Source organism: Polynucleobacter sp. MWH-Adler-W8, assembly GCF_001889925.1.
Classification (GTDB): domain Bacteria; phylum Pseudomonadota; class Gammaproteobacteria; order Burkholderiales; family Burkholderiaceae; genus Polynucleobacter.
In genome coordinates this window covers 293314-311757 of the sequence record NZ_LZFI01000002.1, presented here as the reverse complement: position 1 = coordinate 311757, position 18444 = coordinate 293314, and the positions used below count along the sequence as shown (strand labels likewise).

At 46.6% G+C, this 18444-nt stretch carries 17 protein-coding genes, 2 tRNA genes and 1 riboswitch; of the genes, 14 read left to right on the top strand and 5 right to left on the bottom strand.

Annotation, left to right across the window (positions count from 1 at the left end):
• Positions 1–36: 36 nt before the first annotated feature.
• On the bottom strand, positions 37–2025 hold the full coding sequence (locus AOC28_RS02395; RefSeq protein WP_072582378.1) for a DNA topoisomerase IV subunit B: 1989 nt from the start codon (positions 2023–2025) through the stop codon (positions 37–39).
• Between the two features lie 79 nt (positions 2026–2104).
• Here AOC28_RS02395 and AOC28_RS02390 point away from each other — a divergent pair, with 79 nt between their 5' ends.
• The 9 genes from AOC28_RS02390 to thiE all read left to right on the top strand — a co-directional run bounded on the left by AOC28_RS02390 (position 2105) and on the right by thiE (position 11200).
• Positions 2105–3325 (top strand): CaiB/BaiF CoA-transferase family protein, encoded by a 1221-nt coding sequence (locus AOC28_RS02390; RefSeq protein WP_072582377.1) that lies wholly within the window; start codon positions 2105–2107, stop codon positions 3323–3325.
• Positions 3326–3330: 5 nt separating this feature from the next.
• The gene (locus tag AOC28_RS02385) at positions 3331–4563 is read left to right on the top strand and encodes an MFS transporter (protein ID WP_072582376.1); all 1233 of its coding nucleotides are present in this window, start codon (positions 3331–3333) and stop codon (positions 4561–4563) included.
• 178 nt (positions 4564–4741) lie between these two features.
• Positions 4742–4816 (top strand) — tRNA-Arg (locus AOC28_RS02380).
• A 224-nt stretch (positions 4817–5040) separates the two neighbouring features.
• Positions 5041–5874, top strand: a complete 834-nt coding sequence (locus AOC28_RS02375; RefSeq protein WP_072582375.1) for a DUF4743 domain-containing protein — start codon at positions 5041–5043, stop codon at positions 5872–5874.
• 86 nt (positions 5875–5960) lie between these two features.
• Positions 5961–6068: riboswitch (TPP riboswitch) on the top strand.
• Between the two features lie 37 nt (positions 6069–6105).
• A complete protein-coding gene (gene thiC / locus AOC28_RS02370; RefSeq protein ID WP_072582374.1) occupies positions 6106–8046 on the top strand; it encodes a phosphomethylpyrimidine synthase ThiC in 1941 nt (646 codons plus the stop codon).
• Positions 8047–8069: 23 nt separating this feature from the next.
• A complete protein-coding gene (locus AOC28_RS02365) occupies positions 8070–9218 on the top strand; it encodes an FAD-dependent oxidoreductase (RefSeq protein WP_072582373.1) in 1149 nt (382 codons plus the stop codon).
• Positions 9209–9406, top strand: coding sequence for a sulfur carrier protein ThiS (gene thiS / locus AOC28_RS02360; RefSeq protein WP_072582372.1), 198 nt, complete (start codon positions 9209–9211; stop codon positions 9404–9406). Before AOC28_RS02365 ends, thiS begins: the two co-directional genes overlap by 10 nt.
• Positions 9407–9427: 21 nt before the next feature.
• On the top strand, positions 9428–10246 hold the full coding sequence (locus AOC28_RS02355; protein WP_072582371.1) for a thiazole synthase: 819 nt from the start codon (positions 9428–9430) through the stop codon (positions 10244–10246).
• Positions 10247–10273: 27 nt separating this feature from the next.
• Complete coding sequence (gene thiE / locus AOC28_RS02350) at positions 10274–11200, top strand: thiamine phosphate synthase (RefSeq protein ID WP_072582370.1); 927 nt, start codon at positions 10274–10276, stop codon at positions 11198–11200.
• Positions 11201–11206: 6 nt separating this feature from the next.
• On the opposite strand, the gene AOC28_RS02345 is transcribed toward thiE, so the two are convergent.
• The 3 genes from AOC28_RS02345 to thiD all read right to left on the bottom strand — a co-directional run bounded on the left by AOC28_RS02345 (position 11207) and on the right by thiD (position 12896).
• Positions 11207–11593, bottom strand: coding sequence for a HEPN domain-containing protein (locus AOC28_RS02345; protein ID WP_072582369.1), 387 nt, complete (start codon positions 11591–11593; stop codon positions 11207–11209).
• The gene (locus AOC28_RS02340) at positions 11590–11934 is read right to left on the bottom strand and encodes a nucleotidyltransferase domain-containing protein (protein WP_072582368.1); all 345 of its coding nucleotides are present in this window, start codon (positions 11932–11934) and stop codon (positions 11590–11592) included. Before AOC28_RS02340 ends, AOC28_RS02345 begins: the two co-directional genes overlap by 4 nt.
• Before the next feature lie 77 nt (positions 11935–12011).
• Positions 12012–12896: a bifunctional hydroxymethylpyrimidine kinase/phosphomethylpyrimidine kinase gene (thiD, locus tag AOC28_RS02335; RefSeq protein WP_072582367.1), complete on the bottom strand. Its 885-nt coding sequence runs from the start codon at positions 12894–12896 to the stop codon at positions 12012–12014.
• 21 nt (positions 12897–12917) lie between these two features.
• Between thiD and AOC28_RS02330 the strand changes: the two genes are divergently transcribed.
• Positions 12918–12993, top strand: a tRNA-Asn gene (locus tag AOC28_RS02330).
• A 65-nt stretch (positions 12994–13058) separates the two neighbouring features.
• On the opposite strand, the gene AOC28_RS02325 is transcribed toward AOC28_RS02330, so the two are convergent.
• Positions 13059–13643, bottom strand: coding sequence for a hypothetical protein (locus AOC28_RS02325; RefSeq protein ID WP_072582366.1), 585 nt, complete (start codon positions 13641–13643; stop codon positions 13059–13061).
• A 234-nt stretch (positions 13644–13877) separates the two neighbouring features.
• On the opposite strand from AOC28_RS02325, the gene AOC28_RS02320 reads away from it, so the two are divergent.
• The 4 genes from AOC28_RS02320 (at position 13878) to AOC28_RS02305 (ending at position 18437) form a co-directional block, all read left to right on the top strand.
• Entirely contained in the window at positions 13878–15191 is a 1314-nt protein-coding gene (locus AOC28_RS02320; RefSeq protein ID WP_072582365.1) for a U32 family peptidase, read from the top strand.
• A gap of 29 nt (positions 15192–15220) precedes the next feature.
• The gene (locus tag AOC28_RS02315) at positions 15221–15748 is read left to right on the top strand and encodes a hypothetical protein (protein WP_072582364.1); all 528 of its coding nucleotides are present in this window, start codon (positions 15221–15223) and stop codon (positions 15746–15748) included.
• Positions 15749–15766: 18 nt separating this feature from the next.
• Positions 15767–16630, top strand: a complete 864-nt coding sequence (locus tag AOC28_RS02310; RefSeq protein WP_237767714.1) for a transporter — start codon at positions 15767–15769, stop codon at positions 16628–16630.
• A gap of 64 nt (positions 16631–16694) precedes the next feature.
• The gene (locus AOC28_RS02305; protein ID WP_072582362.1) at positions 16695–18437 is read left to right on the top strand and encodes an IlvD/Edd family dehydratase; all 1743 of its coding nucleotides are present in this window, start codon (positions 16695–16697) and stop codon (positions 18435–18437) included.
• Positions 18438–18444 lie beyond the last annotated feature (7 nt).

Genomic DNA, 18444 nt, shown 5'->3' with positions numbered 1-18444 from the left:
CTGGAGTATTTTTTCCAGGAGTCTTTTTAGTTGTCATTAGATATCCGCCTCCACTTCATTACCGCGCTCTTCTAGCCAATCACGGCGTGCACCGGACTCTGATTTACCCATCAACATATCCATTGTTTTAAACGTTTCGTCTTCAGTCCATGTGCCCAAAGTGACTGGTAGTAAACGACGAGTATCTGGATTCAAAGTCGTATCCCAAAGTTGCTCAGCACTCATCTCTCCCAGACCCTTAAAGCGGGAGATTTGCCATGCAGTTTCTTTGACACCATCTTTACGTAATTTATCTTCAATCGCTTGAAGCTCATTAGCATCTAGGGCATAAATCTTTTGCGCTGGTTTCTTGCCACGCGCTGGAGCATCGACTCTAAATAGTGGTGGCCTAGAAATATGCACATGCCCTAACTCAATGAGTTTGGGGAAATGCTTGTAGAACAAGGTTAAGAGCAATACCTGGATGTGTGCACCATCGACGTCCGCATCAGACAAAATGCAAACCTTGCCATAGCGCAGATTAGATAGATCAGGACTGTCATTTGCTCCGTGAGGATCAACACCAATTGCTACAGCAATGTCATGCACTTCATTATTGGCAAATAAGCGATCGCGCTCAGCTTCCCAAGTATTTAATACCTTGCCCCGCAATGGAAGAATCGCCTGATATTCCTTATTTCGCCCCATTTTGGCTGAACCGCCAGCAGAATCACCCTCTACTAGGAAGATTTCATTCATACCAATATCTTCGCTCTCGCAATCTGTAAGCTTGCCCGGGAGTACAGCTACGCCAGAGGATTTTTTCTTCTCAACTTTTTGGCCGGCACGGGTTCTCGCTTGTGCTTGCTTGATTACCAGGTCAGCTAACTTGCGACCGTAGTCAACATGTTGGTTGAGCCAAAGCTCTAAAGCAGACTTCACATAGCCAGAAACTAAACGTACGGCATCACGAGAATTCAGCCGCTCTTTAATCTGACCCTGGAACTGAGGATCTAATACTTTGGCAGACAAAATAAAGGATGCGCGCGCAAACACATCCTCAGGCATTAGCTTCACACCTTTCGGTTGCAATGCATGCATCTCAATAAAGCCTTTAACAGCATTAAATAAACCTTCACGCAAACCACTTTCGTGCGTGCCGCCTGCAGGTGTTGGAATCAAGTTCACATAACTCTCGCGTACTGGTGCGCCATCTTCAGTCCAGCAAACAACCCAAGCCGCGCCCTCGCCTTCAGCAAAAGAATCTTCCTCTCCAGTGCCGGTAGCGTATTGCTCGCCTTCGAATGGAGGAATGACTTCGGCACCATGACCTGCTTGCGCAATCGCTTCGTTTAAGTAGCCACGCAAGCCTTGTGCGTATTGCCATGTCTGGGTATCGCCTGATTTTTCTTGAATCAGTGTTACCTTCACACCTGGCAATAAAACAGCCTTGGAACGTAATAGACGAATGAGCTCAGGCATTGGAATCACTGAGCTATCAAAATACTTACCGTCTGGCCAAGTGCGAACGCGGGTACCGTGCGACTTATCTTCTTTTGCAGAAGAAATCGTTTTGAGCTTTTCAATGACTTTGCCGTCAGCAAAGGTCAATGTCGACATTTGGCCATCACGCCAAACGGTGACTTCTAATCTTTTGGATAATGCATTCGTTACGGAAACACCAACTCCGTGTAAGCCGCCCGAGAATGCGTATGCACCACCAGTGCCTTTTTCAAACTTACCACCAGCATGCAACTGGGTAAACACAATCTCAACTACCGGCAATTTTTCGGTAGGATGCATACCCACTGGAATGCCGCGACCATCATCTTCTACGCTTACGCTGCCATCGGCATGCATCGTAACGATGATTTGCTTGCCAAAACCACCTAAAGCCTCATCAGATGCGTTATCAAGCACCTCTTGAATGATGTGGAGTGGATTATCGGTGCGGGTGTACATTCCAGGCCGTTGACGGACTGGTTCTAGCCCTTTTAGGACCTGAATTGACGATTCGCTGTATTCGGAAGTTTTACGGGTAGCCATGCGCGCAAATTGTAGTCATGTCTGAGCTCCAGACCGAATTTTTCGGGAATTCCCCTGTCATCCATGCCAAAATTGGGGGATGGGAGCCTTAAGTCATATTCGCGTTTTAGACCTTAGCCGAGTCTTGGCAGGGCCTTGGTGCGCTCAAAACCTAGCGGATTTGGGTGCAGATGTCATCAAAGTCGAAAGACCGGTCGTTGGCGACGATACCCGCCACTGGGGGCCTCCCTTTGTCAAAGACGCCAATGGCCAGGAAACTGAAGAGTCTGCCTATTTTATTTGCATTAACCGCAATAAGCGCTCGATTACAGTTGACATTGCAAAGCCCGAAGGTCAAGAGTTGATCCGTCAGCTGGCTGCCGAATCGGATGTGGTGATTGAAAACTACAAAGTTGGCGACCTCGCTAAATATGGCCTTGATTATGAAAGCCTCAAAAAAGTAAAGCCAGATTTGATCTACTGCTCAATTACAGGTTTTGGTCAGACCGGCCCCTTTGCTAATCGTCCTGGCTATGACTTCATCGTTCAGGGTATGGGCGGATTTATGAGTGTGACCGGTGAAGCGGATGGTGTTAAAGGAGCTAGCCCACAAAAAGCAGGGGTTGCAATCGCAGACATCTTTACCGGCATGTATGCCTCTACAGCCATATTGGCAGCAGTCATTCACCGTGACCATACAGGTGAAGGCCAATACATCGATATGGCTTTATTGGATACCCAAATTGCAGTGATGGCTAATGTTTCAAGCGCCTACCTTACATCTGAAAAAGTGCCCCGTCGAATTGGCAATGCCTCCGTAACCATTGTTCCGTATCAGACCTTCCCAACATCGGATGGCTGGATGATTGTTGCTGCTGGCAATGATGGTCAATATAGACACTTTGTTATGGCTGGCGAAGAAGCTCACCTTGCTGATAATCCACGTTACGCCACTAACCCACTCCGTGTTCAACACCGAGATGAGCTAGTGCCGCTACTGGAAGCCATGACCCGTAAAAAAACTAAGAAGGAATGGATGTCACTTCTAGAAAAAGTGAATGTTCCTTGTGGACCGATTAATAATTTCAAAGAAGTCTTTGAAAACGAGCAAGTCATAGCTCGTGGGGTAGAGATCAATGTTCCACACCCTACTGTTGGCAATATGAAATTGGTTGCTAGTCCTATGCGTCTTTCTAAAACACCAACAGAGGTGCGAATGGCGCCGCCTACGCTTGGTCAACATACACAAGAGATTTTGCATGAACGTCTCAAACTAGATGATCAAGCGATTGAAGCCTTACGCACTAAGGGAATCATCTAGGAACCATGACAACACAGACATCCAAAGCAGGGCTTTCGATGAAGGAAGTCCTCATCTATGGTGGACTTATGGTCACCCTATCGATGGGTATTCGTCATGGCTTTGGCCTCTTTAATTTACCCATTACTTCAGCCAATGGCTGGGGTCGCGAAACGTTTGCTCTGACTATTGCTTTGCAAAATCTGATTTGGGGAGCTGTACAACCAGTTACTGGGGCTTTGGCGGATCGTTACGGGGCATTCAAAATTATGGTTGCCGGTGGGATTTTGTATGCCCTAGGTTTGGCAGGAATGGCCATATCTACTGATGTCATGAATTTCACATTAGCTGGTGGCTTGCTCATTGGTTTGGCACAAACTGCCACGACCTACAGCGTGGTCTATGGAATCCTGGGGCGCAATGTGTCTGCGGAGAAACGAGTTTGGGCAATGGGCATTACTGCAGCTGCCGGTTCATTTGGTCAGTTCCTCATGATTCCAGCCGAGCAAGGCTTGCTCAGTATGTTTGGCACACAAGATGCGCTTCTCATGTTGGCATTGATGGCCAGTCTAATGATTCCAACTGCATTTATGTTGCGTGAAAAGAATTTTACCTATAACCATAATCTGGGTGATCAGACGATTAAACAGGCCTTAAAGGAAGCAATGGGTAATCCAAGCTTTCGTTATCTGACCTTAGGTTATTTTGTTTGCGGTTTTCAGGTGGTGTTTATTGCGGTTCATTTGGCACCTTACCTTAAGGACCTGTCTTCTACCTATCCAGCTGTCGGGGCTCCGGTTGTCGCCACGACCGCCCTAGCCTTAATCGGCCTGTTTAATATCTTCGGCACCTATAGCTCTGGCATCCTAGGTCAGCGCTTCCCTAAACGCTATTTACTATCTGCAATCTATATTGGGCGTTCCATTGCCATTACAGCGTTCTTGTTATTGCCACCCACACCAATGAGTACTTACATCTTTGCCGCCATCATGGGCTTCTTGTGGCTCTCAACTATTCCACTGACTAACGGTATCGTTGCGCAAATTTTTGGTGTGAAGTATTTGACGATGCTCTCTGGTCTCATCTTTTTCTCACATCAATTGGGTAGTTTCTGCGGAGCCTTCTTAGGTGGTTATTTGTTTGACCAAACTGGCTCCTATTTAATTGTTTGGGAAATTGCAATTGGATTGGGCGTCTTTGCTTTCTTAGTTAATCTTCCTGTAAAGGAACGGGCAATTCATAGAGTGGCCAATGCTTAAGAGAAAGCCAAGTAGTGGGAAAATCATTTTTTACGGGTTTGCTCTATTCGCTTTGTTGTTTGTTTTCTCGATGTACTTCGCACCCGATATGATGGTGGCAGTAACAAATCAAGTATGGGCACTGTGTGGTTGGTAATTCATTAGAATTGACATAGCACACTTTTTGCTTTCCTAGCATCTCGCCGTAGCACAATGGATAGTGCACATGCCTCCTAAGCGTGGGATACAGGTTCGATTCCTGTCGGCGGGACCAAAAATTCCCAATACTTATCCACAGGCATTGTGGATAAATCCTCAAAAGTTTTCGTAAGTCACAGATTTGTATAGGTAGGCCTAGCTTGCCTAATTTGTGTGCAAAATATCTTTCCCTACTTTGCGTGTTTGTTTATAAATATTTAATCTAGTTCCTATAAGATTTTGTGTTATGGAACTTTTTTAATCAGGGCGTAGAACGCGAAGTTCCCTTACACTTAGGGCATGACCAGCCTTTCAACCAGCACCTTAGCCGCCCTCGAGGAGATGCTCCAAAACACGGCGCGCTCTGCTCCTGCAGAATACCTGCCGATTTATTTATCCCGCGGTGCAACAGGTGAGCAACTCATTGGCCACCTCAATCCAGAATTTATTCCTTATCTGCAAGAGTCTTTACAAAAAGAATCCATTGCACTCATTGCCATGGGTCATGACAAGCTCACCATTCAATTGGGTAAGCCTAGAGAATTATCCAATAGTCTTTATCAGTTAGCCAATCGCATGAGACTGGGTGGATTTATTCCAGGCTGGCGTAACGAAGACTTTGCTTGGGTTGATCTAAATGGTCACAAATACTTTCGCATGGAGCGCGCTGCGTTTCGTACCTTTGGTTTTCGGAGTATGGCAACGCATATCAATGGTTACACCCGCGGCAACACCATTTGGCTGGGTAGACGCAGTGAAACTAAACCTACTGATCCAGGCAAGTTAGACAACTTGGCTGCCGGCGGAATTACTGCTGATGAAACACCCTGGGTCAGCGCACGACGCGAACTTTGGGAAGAGGCTGGTGTACCCGAACAAATCTCCGATCAGATTGAACCTGTGGGACGGATTCATATGCGCCGCCCATCTCAAGGTCGAGGCTTTCATGATGAGCAGCTATACATCTACGATTTAGAGCTGGCTGATAACTTTGTCCCCACAAATCATGATGGCGAAGTGAGTGGCTTTATTGAAATATCACTGCCAGAGGCTGCTGCCAGAATCTTGGCCGATGAATTTACCTCTGATGCCGCCTTTGTTACGGCTGATTTCATATTGCGCCGCAATAAATAGGCTATTTCACCCCATTTGATTAATTCCACCTACCGCTTGACTGGTGTCATACAGTAATCAATCAATTCGTGGTTAAATTCATCTTAAGGATGAAACAGGGGTGCCCTTCATAGCAGTTTTGCCAGAAGGCGCTGAGAAAGACCCTAGAACCCGATCCAGGTAATGCTGGCGTGGGGAGTTACATCAGACCGACACCCGGTTTCGTCCATCTAAAACAGCTAGGAGATGGACATGAGTACAGGCAACACCTCAACTAAAAACGCTAAACATGAGATTCCAAGCCTTAAAAGCTTAGAGCGCGACTTCGGGCAAAAGTTTGCCTATCCTGCCTCAACCAAAACTTACCTTCAAGGGTCAAGACCTGATGTCAAGGCGCCAATCCGGATGATTGAGCAACTACCTACTCGCGTAGGTGAAGAAATATTGGCAAATCCGCCAGTGCCTGTTTATGACACTTCAGGCCCATACAGCGATCCAGATGTTGTGATCAATCTTGAAAAAGGTTTGCCAAGACTACGTGATGCCTGGATTGCTGAACGCAATGACACCATCCAGTTGACAGGACCCAGCTCCGAATACGGCGTTGCGCGTTCTCAAGATGAAGCCACACAAAATTTACGCTTTTCTCATATCAGCGCACCGCGCGTTGCTAAATCCGGCCATAACGTCAGTCAGATGTATTACGCTCGCCAAGGAATCATCACCCCTGAAATGGAATACATCGCCCTGCGTGAATCCATGGGCCTTGAGCAACTGCGCAAAGATCCAGCCTACAAGCAGTTATTGAAGCAGCACCCAGGCAAAGGTTATGGCGCAAACCTGCCTGACATCGTCACCGGTGAATTTGTTCGCTCCGAGATTGCTGCAGGACGCGCAATTATTCCAGCAAATATCAATCACCCTGAATTAGAGCCAATGATTATTGGCCGTAACTTCCGCGTGAAGATTAACGGTAACTTAGGCAACTCTGCCGTTACTTCATCCATTAATGAAGAAGTTGAAAAGATGGTGTGGTCCATTCGTTGGGGTGCAGACACTATCATGGATCTCTCCACTGGTAAGCATATTCATGAGACTCGCGAATGGATTATTCGCAACTCTCCAGTACCTATTGGCACAGTTCCAATTTATCAAGCACTAGATAAAACCGGTGGTATTGCAGAAGATCTCACTTGGGAAATGTTCCGTGACACGCTCATTGAGCAAGCAGAGCAAGGCGTGGATTACTTCACCATTCATGCGGGTGTATTGCTACGCTATGTACCGTTAACAGCTGATCGTATTACGGGCATTGTTTCTCGTGGCGGCTCGATCATGGCTAAATGGTGCTTGGCTCATCACAAAGAAAACTTCCTGTACACAAAGTTTGATGAGATTTGCGAGATCATGAAAGCGTATGACGTGTCATTTAGCTTGGGTGATGGCTTGCGCCCTGGTTGTATTGCTGACTCTAATGATGCCGCACAGTTTGGTGAGCTCCATACACTTGGTGAATTGACTGCTAAAGCTTGGAAACATGATGTGCAAGTCATGATCGAGGGTCCTGGTCACGTTCCAATGCAGCGCATTGAAGAGAATATGACTGAAGAGCTCAAGCATTGCTTAGAAGCTCCCTTCTACACCCTCGGACCATTGATTACCGATATTGCCCCTGGCTATGACCACATCACCAGCGGCATTGGTGCTGCGCAAATCGGTTGGTATGGCACAGCAATGCTTTGCTATGTCACACCAAAGGAGCATTTGGGATTGCCAGATAAAGAAGATGTACGCGAAGGCATCATTACTTACAAGATTGCTGCCCATGGTGCTGACTTAGCCAAAGGGTTGCCTGGTGCACAAGTGCGTGATAACGCCCTTTCCAAAGCGCGCTTTGAATTCCGCTGGGAAGACCAATTTAATCTAGGCTTAGATCCTGAGCGCGCGCGTGAGTATCACGACGCAACACTGCCAGCTGAAGGCGCCAAGATTGCGCACTTCTGCTCTATGTGTGGTCCAAAGTTCTGCTCGATGAAGATCACTCAAGAAGTTCGTGACTACGCGGCAACCCTAGATGCCGATGGCAATCCGAAAGCTAAAGTCATTCCCATTACTGAAGTAGCTGACGCTTCTAAGGGCATGGAAGAAATGTCTGCGGAGTTCCGTAAGCGCGGTAGTGAGATTTATCAGTAAGCCAACCAGCTAAAAAGATAAAGATGACTAGCGCAAGCTTCTCCAATAGCAAATACGCAATTGTTGGCGGCGGCCTAATGGGTCGCTTGCTGGCTGTTGCGCTTGCTAAAGGAGGTGCTCAAGTCGATCTCTTTGATAAAGGCGGCCCTGATGGTTCTCATGCTGCTGCGCGCATTGCTGCAGCAATGTTGGCACCATTAGCTGAGTCTGCAATTACTGAAGATTCTGTTGTGCGCATGGGTTTGCATAGCCTGCCTCGCTGGAAGGAGCTTATTGCTAACTTATCTTCACCGATTTACTTTCAGCAAGTTGGCACCTTGATTTTGTGGCACCGCCAAGATGCTAGTGAAGCTGAACGCTTTGCTGCTCATTTAGATAAGAATTGTCGCTCAAACGCTGATCTCAGCGAACCACAAAAGCTCAATAATGAAGCATTACGCGAACTCGAGCCTGGCGTTGCCGATCGCTTTACTCAGGGACTGTATTTACCCAATGAAGGGCAATTGGATAATCGCCAGCTATTGGATGCTCTCGCTAGCGAATTAACGCTATTGAAGGTCAATTGCCACTGGCATACCGAGATCGAACCTTCTGAATTGCGCAAACAGACTGGCTATAAAGCGGTAATTGATTGTCGCGGTACGGGCGCTAAAGAAGCTTGGTCAACTGGAGATAAGTCCAATAACTTGCGCGGTGTTCGCGGTGAAGTGATCAGACTCTATGCGCCAGAGGTGAAGTTGCGTCGCCCTACACGCCTAATCCATCCGCGCTATCCAATTTATATTGCTCCTAAAGAAAATGATGTCTATGTGGTGGGTGCCACTGAGATCGAATCCGATGACCTATCAGAAATGAGCGTACGCTCTGCTATGGAGTTACTCAGTGCCGTTTATACCGTTCATAGTGGGTTTGCAGAAGCGCGCATTTTGGAGATGGCGACGCATTGTCGCCCCACTTTAAAAAATAATCTCCCAGAAATTCGGTCGATAAGAAATAAAGGGCTTGCAGATTTGATCATGATCAATGGCTTATATCGCCATGGTTTTATGATTTCTCCTGCAGTACTCGATTGCGCATTAGAGCTTCTGGAGTTCGGCACAAGTAAGACTGCATTGGATTTAGGGTTGAGTGTGACTCAAGATTGCAACCAGATTGAGGCGGTATGCGCGTAATCGTGAATCAAGTAGCTTATGAGTTGCCTAGCAAGAGTATGGTGAGTGATGCTCTAGCCTTGATCAATGCGAAGCCACCCTATGCCGTTGCCGTAAATCTCAACTTTGTGCCCAAGACTAAGCATGCAGACTTTGCATTAAATGAGAATGACCAAATTGAAGTGATTGCTCCAGTTACTGGCGGCTGATTAAGAACCAATTATTTTGCTATGAACGCTCCTTTACCTAATAACCTCAATAGCGCCGATACACTTGTCCTTTATGGCGAGAGCTTTGCGAGTCGCTTGCTGCTAGGGACCTCACGCTACCCCTCTCCACAGGTGCTGGAGAACGCTGTACAAGTATCGAATCCCGGCATGATTACTGTAAGCTTGCGTCGCCAAGGAACATCAACTGCAGAAGCGCATAGCGGCTTTTGGGATTTACTTAAGAAGATGGCGGTTCCTGTTCTACCGAATACCGCTGGTTGCCATAGCCCAGAAGAAGTGATTACTACCGCGCAAATGGCGCGCGAAGTATTCGAAACAGATTGGATCAAGTTAGAGCTTATTGGCGATGATTACACTTTGCAACCCGATGTCTTGCGCTTAGTGCAGACAGCAGAGACTCTGATTAAAGATGGCTTTAAGGTTCTGCCGTATTGCACGGAGGATCTCATTTTGTGCCAACGTTTGGTTGATGTCGGCTGCCAAGCGGTGATGCCTTGGGCTGCTCCAATTGGTACCGGACAAGGCCCTTTAAATCCATATGCCATGAAACTCTTGCGTGATCGTCTGAAGGTTCCGCTCTTGGTGGATGCCGGCCTAGGGCTGCCTTCACATGCATGCACCGTCATGGAATGGGGATTTGATGGTGTACTGCTGAATACCGCAGTAGCCTTGGCGGATGATCCTGTAGTGATGGCCAAAGCCTTTGCAATGGCGGTTGATGCGGGTCGTACAGCCTATTTATCTGGCGCTATGAAGCCCCAGGAATCAGCCCAGGCAAGCACTCCATTGGTGGGCACTCCTTTTTGGCACCAATCGTAGTGACGCTAAGTTAAGTACACTGAACACATGAGCCTGATTCGTGACCTTGCTGATCAAATTGTTGCTGCGCATCGCAATGAAGATTTATGTATTCCGATTCCGAGCTTTAGCCTGAACTCTCCGCCTCCACTGATTGATAACGAAGCAGCAGTCGATCATTACGAATTAGCCGGTGCTCTAGCAGCAATTAAGATGGGATTTATAGAGTCTGATGCCAGAATCCTGGGTAAGGCGTGGTCTCGCATGACTTTGCAAGATGGTGGCTTTAATCCCTTTAAATGGCCTAGCAGGCCAGAGCATTTTGATTTACTGCCCTGGACTCGCAATATGAATCCCAATGCGTTTAAAGAATGTCCAAAACGTTTAGGCTTGTATGGTGTCATGCCGGATGCTGATTGGGTAAAGCGCATGGTTGAGGTGGAGCTGCCTACAGTACAACTTCGCTTTAAGTCGGATGAAAAATCCAAGATCCGAAAACAAATCAAGGAATCTGTTGCTGCAGTTAAAGATAGTAAAACTCTGCTCTTCATTAATGATTACTGGCAAGAAGCAATTGATGCCGGCGCCTATGGCGTGCATTTAGGTCAAGAGGATTTAGTAGATGCCAACCTAGAAGAAATCCGGGGCGCAGGTTTAAGGCTGGGACTAAGTACTCATGGCTATGCAGAGCTGGCTTATGCGGATCGCTATTGCCCGAGTTACATTGCGATGGGAGCCGTGTTTCCAACGAATCTAAAGAAAATGCCTACGGCGCCGCAAGGACTGGGTCGTTTATATCGATATGCTCAACTCATGAGCAACTACCCGCTGGTAGCTATTGGTGGCATTGATCAAGATAGCATTCATGCAGTAGCAAAAAGTGGTGTTGGTTCTGTAGCTGTTGTGAGAGCCATTACCCAAGCTAAAGACCCTAAGGCAGCAGTTAAGCGCTTACAAGAATTAATGCAGGCTTAAATCGATTTAGGATTTATCAAATAACCCCAAAAGGTGCTCAACGAATTCACTTGCTTTAGCAACCGCCCATTGAGCATCCTCCTTGGCCACCAAATCACCTTTGTAATCACCCATTAAACGAAGATCTTCGACCCTGTTTAATGCTTTGCCAAATTCAATTGAGACTTGACCTGTTTTCACCAATTTCAAACTAAAAACAGATATGAGGCCACTGTGGGTTTTTGTATGCTCGACCGAATCTACCTCACCGGAAGCAAGTAAAGCACCTCGAGCAGCGTCAAACATAGCGTAATAGGCTCGATTACATGCTCCATCGAAATCATCAGCATTTAATAGTATTTTTGCCGAGGTAGCTGCTGTTGTCGCTTTAATAAAAAGTTCTTTTGCCTTCAAAGCACAATACCTTCGTTTCGCACATTATTGATAAGGCTTGGATTTGAATAAGTTTCTGGATGATCCCATTCTTCCTGCCATATTGGTAGCGGCTGAATACGTATACCGGTCTCTAAAAGAACTTCATAAGCAAGGTCATCCATAGCAAATTTTGTCGCCATAAATGGAGTTGCTAGGCCTTTCAAAAGAATAGCAACATCGGCGTCACTTTCTACGTGATGAGTACCCCTAGCTCGACTTCCAAACAACAATGCTTTTTCTATTGGAAAGTATTGAGCAACCTTATCCATAAAAGCTGATGTAGCAGCTTTTGTTTGATAGTCAATGAAGAAATTGCTCATAGCCTACATTATCCAAAGAAAGACATCTTATGGCAATTAAGGTCTTTAACCATAGTAGATTGAGGTCAAAAACACTGCTAAAGCTTCGTTTTTTCATCAAGCAGCGCAGTTGGATAAAAATCGTGCATGTGCCATAGAGGCCCTGGACCTTCGCCAACACTTAAGAAACGCCCCGCCTCTAAGCCTGCCTCGACATAGGCTATTGCCTTAGCAACTGCATGAGCTAGATCATGACCATCAGCTAGATAGGTAGCAATGGCAGACGCTAAAGAACATCCGGTGCCGTGCGTGTTTGCTGTGTTAACACGGTAGTGCTTGAATTCTTTTGACTGAACCACTTCAAGGCCGTCTTCAAGCGTACGCCACATTAAATAATCGGTAATTTGGGTATGCGTACTGTCTAAATGCCCGCCTTTGATGAGCACTGCTTGTGGGCCCATCTCGAGTAATTCTTCGGCGGCTAATTTGAAATCATTGGGACCACTTATTTCGCGACCTAGCAGCAATGAAGCTTCATCTAAGTTAGGAGTAACGAGCAATGCCATCGGAAATAATTCAGTAATCATTGCTTGAGCGGTATCGTCACCACCTAAGCTAGCGCCGGAGGTTGCGCGCAAAACAGGGTCTAAAACAATACGTTTAACACCATGTTTGCGTAAAGATTTAGCAACTGTTCGGACTATTTCTGGGTTAGCCAGCATGCCGATTTTGACAATATCAGCACCAATATCCATTAAAACTGCGTCAATCTGGGCTTCAACCACGTCAAGATCAACATCCTGAATACGTGTGACGCCCAAGGTATTTTGGGCGGTAATTGCAGTTATGACTGACATGCCGTAGCCACCAAGGGCGGTGATGACCTTCAGGTCAGCCTGGAGCCCTGCCCCACCGCCGCTATCGGACCCAGCAATGGTCAGTACTTTGGGGATCTGCACAGAAGTGGGAAGAAGTGATTTCATCTTGCTATAATATCGGCTTATTCCTCGATAGCTCAGTCGGTAGAGCGCCGGACTGTTAATCCGTAGGTCCCTGGTTCGAGCCCAGGTCGAGGAGCCAAATAAGTAAAGCCCCTAGAGAAATCTAGGGGCTTTTTCTTTATGAGGACTGATTAAGTCGATCTCTTAGATCAAGCCCTTCTTGCGCAAGTTGGACAGGCGATTATGGAGAGACTTCAATGTCAGAAGATTGTATTTATCCCCCTCCTTCCAAACACTACCTTTCCATTCGATGCCTTCTGGTGTGACATTAGCGAACGGCTCTTTACCTTCCTTTGCATAGCCTTCTAAGATGGCGATCAGTGCTGCTCGGTCATTGGATCCACCAGCATCTTTCACTGCATCCAAAATAGGTTTGGTGATGGTATCGCTATAGGTAATCTTAGCATCCATATGATTGGGCGCTGCTGTTTCTTCGAAGATGTACTCATGTGGCCACTCAAAGACATTTCTGGCGGAATTTTTAACTGCCTCAGGACTCACTGCACCGCTCTCAGGATTCTTTGAATCAGTTGGTAGACTTAGACCTAAAATCCAAGCTTCAAATTCAGCAATGCGGCTGTAGCGCTTTTCTTCGCTATCGCGCTTTTGCTCTTCTTGTGAGAGCAGCAAAGTCACCCATGCCCAGGCAATATCTTTAGGTATTGCAAACTCTTGGGCCAAAATACCGCTGGCTTTTTTTAGGATGGGTTTGGATGCGAGTTTTGTCATTGCATTCTTTCTGGATTCGTTCTGCTTTTTTAGTAAGCGCCTTCAATTTAGGGTGAAAAGTCAAAGGGAAGGCTCCCCGTTCATCTTGACAATGCTCTCCACATCATCCGTAGGATACTCTTCATTAGCTAGCTGCCTACTTGTCAGGCCTACGTAAACCCAGTTCTAGCAGGCCTCAGGACTGAGTCATGGAGCAAATCAAACAAGTTCGGCCGTATTCACTAAAATAGCCGGATGACTAAGATTCCTGAACTCCTCGCTCCAGCCGGCAGCCTTTCTATGCTGCGTACTGCCTTTGATTTTGGCGCAGACGCCATTTATGCCGGACAGCCTCGTTATTCACTCCGGGTTCGCAATAACGACTTTGGCAAGATCGAGGTTCTCAAGCAAGGTATCGATACAGCCCATGAATTGGGCAAGAAGTTTTATTTAGTTTCTAACTTATTACCTCACGGTGGTAAGACGCGTACCTACATTAAGGATATGGATCCAGTAATTGCATTAAAGCCGGATGCTTTAATCATGTCTGATCCTGGACTAATCATGATGGCACGCGAAGCTTGGCCAGATATGCCAATTCATTTATCGGTACAGGCCAATACCGTGAATGGTGCTTCTGCTAAGTTTTGGCGATCTGTTGGCATTAGTCGTGTGATTTTGTCGCGCGAACTCTCTTTTGATGAAATTGAGGAAGTGCGTCAAGACTGCCCTGAGATGGAGCTTGAGGTATTTGTTCATGGCGCTCTCTGTATTGCCTACTCAGGTCGCTGCTTGTTATCGGGCTATATGTCTCACCGCGACTCTAATCAAGGCGCCTGCACGAATGCTTGCCGCTGGGATTACAAGGTGAAGCCTGGGCAACAAAATACGAGTGGTGATGTTGTACTGCTTCAGGAAGCACGTCGCCCTGATGACTTGATGCCAATGGAAGAAGATGAGCATGGTACCTACATCATGAACTCAAAAGATCTGCGAGCCGTTGAGCATATTGAGCGCCTAACTAAGATGGGTGTTGACTCTTTCAAAATTGAAGGTCGCACCAAATCACCTTATTACGTTTCAAGGACCGTTCAATCCTATAGGGCGGCGATTAATGATGCCGTTCAAGGCAAGCCGTTTAATACCGCCCTGTTAGGTCAATTAGAAGGTTTAGCCAACCGCGGTTATACCGATGGCTTTTATGAGCGTCACCATGACAAAGAGTATCAACTCTATATGCGTGGTCACTCTCTATCTGGCCGCAGCCTATATGTTGGAGAAACACTCGAGATCGACGCTGCCACCGGCCGAATTAAGGTAGATGTCAAGAATCGTTTTTCTGTTGGTGACAAAATTGAAATCATCGAACCAAACGGAAACACGGATGTTGTGTTGACAGAGATGTGGAATATGAAGGGCGAGTCGATTGATGTTGCTCCTGGCTCAGGTCACTTTGTTTGGCTCAAAATTCCAATGGTTACTTCACATGCTTTTATTGCACGCTATACACAAGAACCCGCACCAGCTGAAGTAGCTACTTCTAGCTCTTGCTCTACTTGCGGCGATTAACTTCCCCATTCTTCTGATAAAAGATCTTCATGACTAACATCGCTAAGAGCGCCTCAAACAAACCAGGCTTGAAAATGAAGCTCGAAGAGGAAATTAAGAAAGCGTTTGCTTTATCGATTTACTTCGGCACCTGGTTCTGCGCGATTGCCTTTATGGCTGCAACTGCTCTTGAAGAGCGCCCCATTCCTCTTTCTCTTTTTGGGTTTGCGTTGATTAAAGCTGCTTTATCGGCAAAATTTATGTTGATTGCTCAGGCTGTTTATCCAATTAAGATTGATAAACAAAGCGGCATTGTTAAGTCACTCATGCTTGAGTCGCTGATCTATCTAGTGGTGGTCATCGCCCTGAATTATCTTGAAGCTGGAGTGCATGGACTCATTAATGGTAAAGAATTTATTGCCTCTATGGCATCTTTTGGAAGCGGCGATCCATTAAGAGTCCTTGCCATGTCAATTGTGTATTGGTTAATTGTTTGGCCTTACTTGATTTTTGTGGGCTTTAATATGGTCGTAGGCAATACTGAAACTCTTGCAGTCTTGTTTGGCTCCAAAAAATAATTGCCTTATTTGTATTGCGTGAGAATTTTTTGGCTATGTCTGTTGGTGTTTTTCTGTCAACAAGTTTCTGCCCAAGAAATTGAAGCACGCGCTTATTCCAATGCGCCCATTGGTATAAACTTTGTTACCGGCGGCATTGCTCAAGCTAAAAGCGGTTCTTATACCCTCACTACAGAGGCGGTAAATCTGACCCGCATCATTGATGTATTTGGGCAGTCGGGCAGAATTAGCTTATTACTGCCCTATGCTCAACTTTCTGGCACCGGTAGTCTTGGCCCTCAAAATATAAATGCAACTGCCGAAGGCTTATCTGATCCTGTTGTAAAGATCTCTGCCAATCTTTATGGTGCGCCAGCACTCTCGCTAGAAGAATTTAATAACTATAAACAAGATCTTATTATTGGCACTAGTCTTGCGGCATCCATCCCATGGGGTAAGTACAACAGTGAGCAAATGCTCAATGTGGGTGCCAATCGCTCTCTTATTCAGCCAGCCATCGGAGCATCTCAAGCAGTTGGACCATGGCGTTTGGAGCTGGCAGGTATGGCCACGATCTACACCAGCAACACCAGTTTTCTGGGAAGTAATACGCTCTCTCAAAATCCCATATATTCCTCGGAAGCCCATGCGATCTATTACTTTCAGAATACGGCCTATATCTCTGCCGATGCTACCTATTTCATGGGTGGTCAGAAATATGTCAACGGGACGGCAATTAGTGGCTCACAAGAAAATTGGCGTTTTGGCAGCACTTTTTCTTACCCTATTAATAAGCACAATTCGATCCGCCTAACTGGTAGCAAAGGTGTCTACTCCAACACCAATACTGATTACACCGCGCTGGGGATCTCTTGGCAGTACCGCTGGGGTGGCGGACTGTAGGTAAATAGGCTATTCCATCGCTACAATAAAGCCAAAGAACATTAAAAAGAGATACGAGACAATCATGAGTAATAAACCAAAAGATCCAGCAGAGAGCGGTTTACGTAAAGGCTTGACCAGCTATGGAGATAAAGGCTTCTCTTTATTTTTACGCAAGGCCTTCATCAAAGGTGCCGGCTATACCAATAGCGCATTAGATCGCCCTGTAATCGGCATTATCAATACCGGTAGCGCTTACAACCCCTGTCACGGCAATATGCCTCAGCTTTTGGAAGCGGTAAAGCGCGGTGTGATGTTAGCTGGTGGTCTGCCAATGGAATTTCCAACGATCTCTATCCATGAGAGTTTTGCAGCGCCAACAAGTATGTACTTGCGCAATCTGATGTCCATGGACACCGAAGAAATGTTACGCGCACAACCAATGGATGCAGTCGTCATGATTGGTGGTTGCGATAAAACTGTTCCTGCACAAATGATGGGTGCCGCTTCTGCAGGCTTACCCGCCATTCAACTGATTACCGGCTCAATGCTCACCGGATCCCATCGCAGCGAACGTGTAGGCGCTTGCACTGACTGTCGCCGTTACTGGGGTAAATTCCGCGCCGGTGAAATTGATGAAGTTGAAAAAGATGAGGTTAACGATCAACTAGTAGCCAGTGTTGGCACTTGTTCCGTAATGGGTACAGCAAGCACGATGGCCTGTATCTCGGAAGCCCTAGGTATGACGGTTCCAGGCGGCGCAACGCCACCAGCAGTCACTGCAGACCGCATCCGCGTCGCCGAAGAAACTGGTACTTGTGCTGTGAAGATGGCTAAAGAAGGCTTAACGATTGATAAGGTACTTACTGCAGACGCATTTGAAAATGCGATGCGTGTTTTATTAGCCATTGGCGGATCCACTAATGGCATTGTTCACTTAGCTGCTATTGCTGGCCGTATGGGTCTAGAGATTGATTTGGATGCACTCGATAAGATGGGTGATGAGACTCCTGTTTTGGTGGACTTAAAACCCTCTGGTGACCACTATATGGAAAATTTCCATGACGCCGGTGGCATGACTACCCTGCTACGTGAACTCAAGCCACTTTTAAAGTTAGATGCAATGACGGTTTCCGGCAGAACTCTTGGGGAAGAGATTGATGCTGCCCCACCGAGCTTTAAACAAGATGTCGTCCGCCCATTTGATAAACCCATTTACCCACGTGGCAGTATTGCTGTATTGCACGGCAATTTAGCACCTGGCGGCGCCATCATCAAGCAGTCGGCTGCCAATGAAAAGCTCATGGAACATGAAGGTCGTGCTGTGGTGTTTGAAGATGCCGCCGATTTAGCCAACCGTATTGATAGCGCAGATTTAGATGTCACTGCTGATGATATTTTGGTACTCAAAAATATTGGGCCTAAAGGTGCTCCTGGCATGCCAGAGGCTGGATACATCCCTATTCCCATGAAATTGGCACGAGCTGGCGTCAAAGATATTGTGCGGATCTCCGATGGACGTATGAGCGGCACTGCCTTCGGTACGATTGTGTTGCACGTTACTCCTGAATCGGCTATTGGCGGTCCTTTGGCACAAGTTCGTAACGGTGATCGCATTCGCTTGAGCGTGAAGAATCGTGAAATTAGCCTGTTAATTTCCGATGTAGAACTAGCTCAGCGCATGAAAGACAATCCTATTACCTCACCTACCGCTGATCGCGGCTATAAGAAGCTCTTTTTGGATACCGTGACTCAAGCAGATCAAGGCGTGGACTTTGATTTCTTGAGAGCAGTCAAAATGGTTGGCAAAACCCCTTCATCTAAATAGAGGCTTT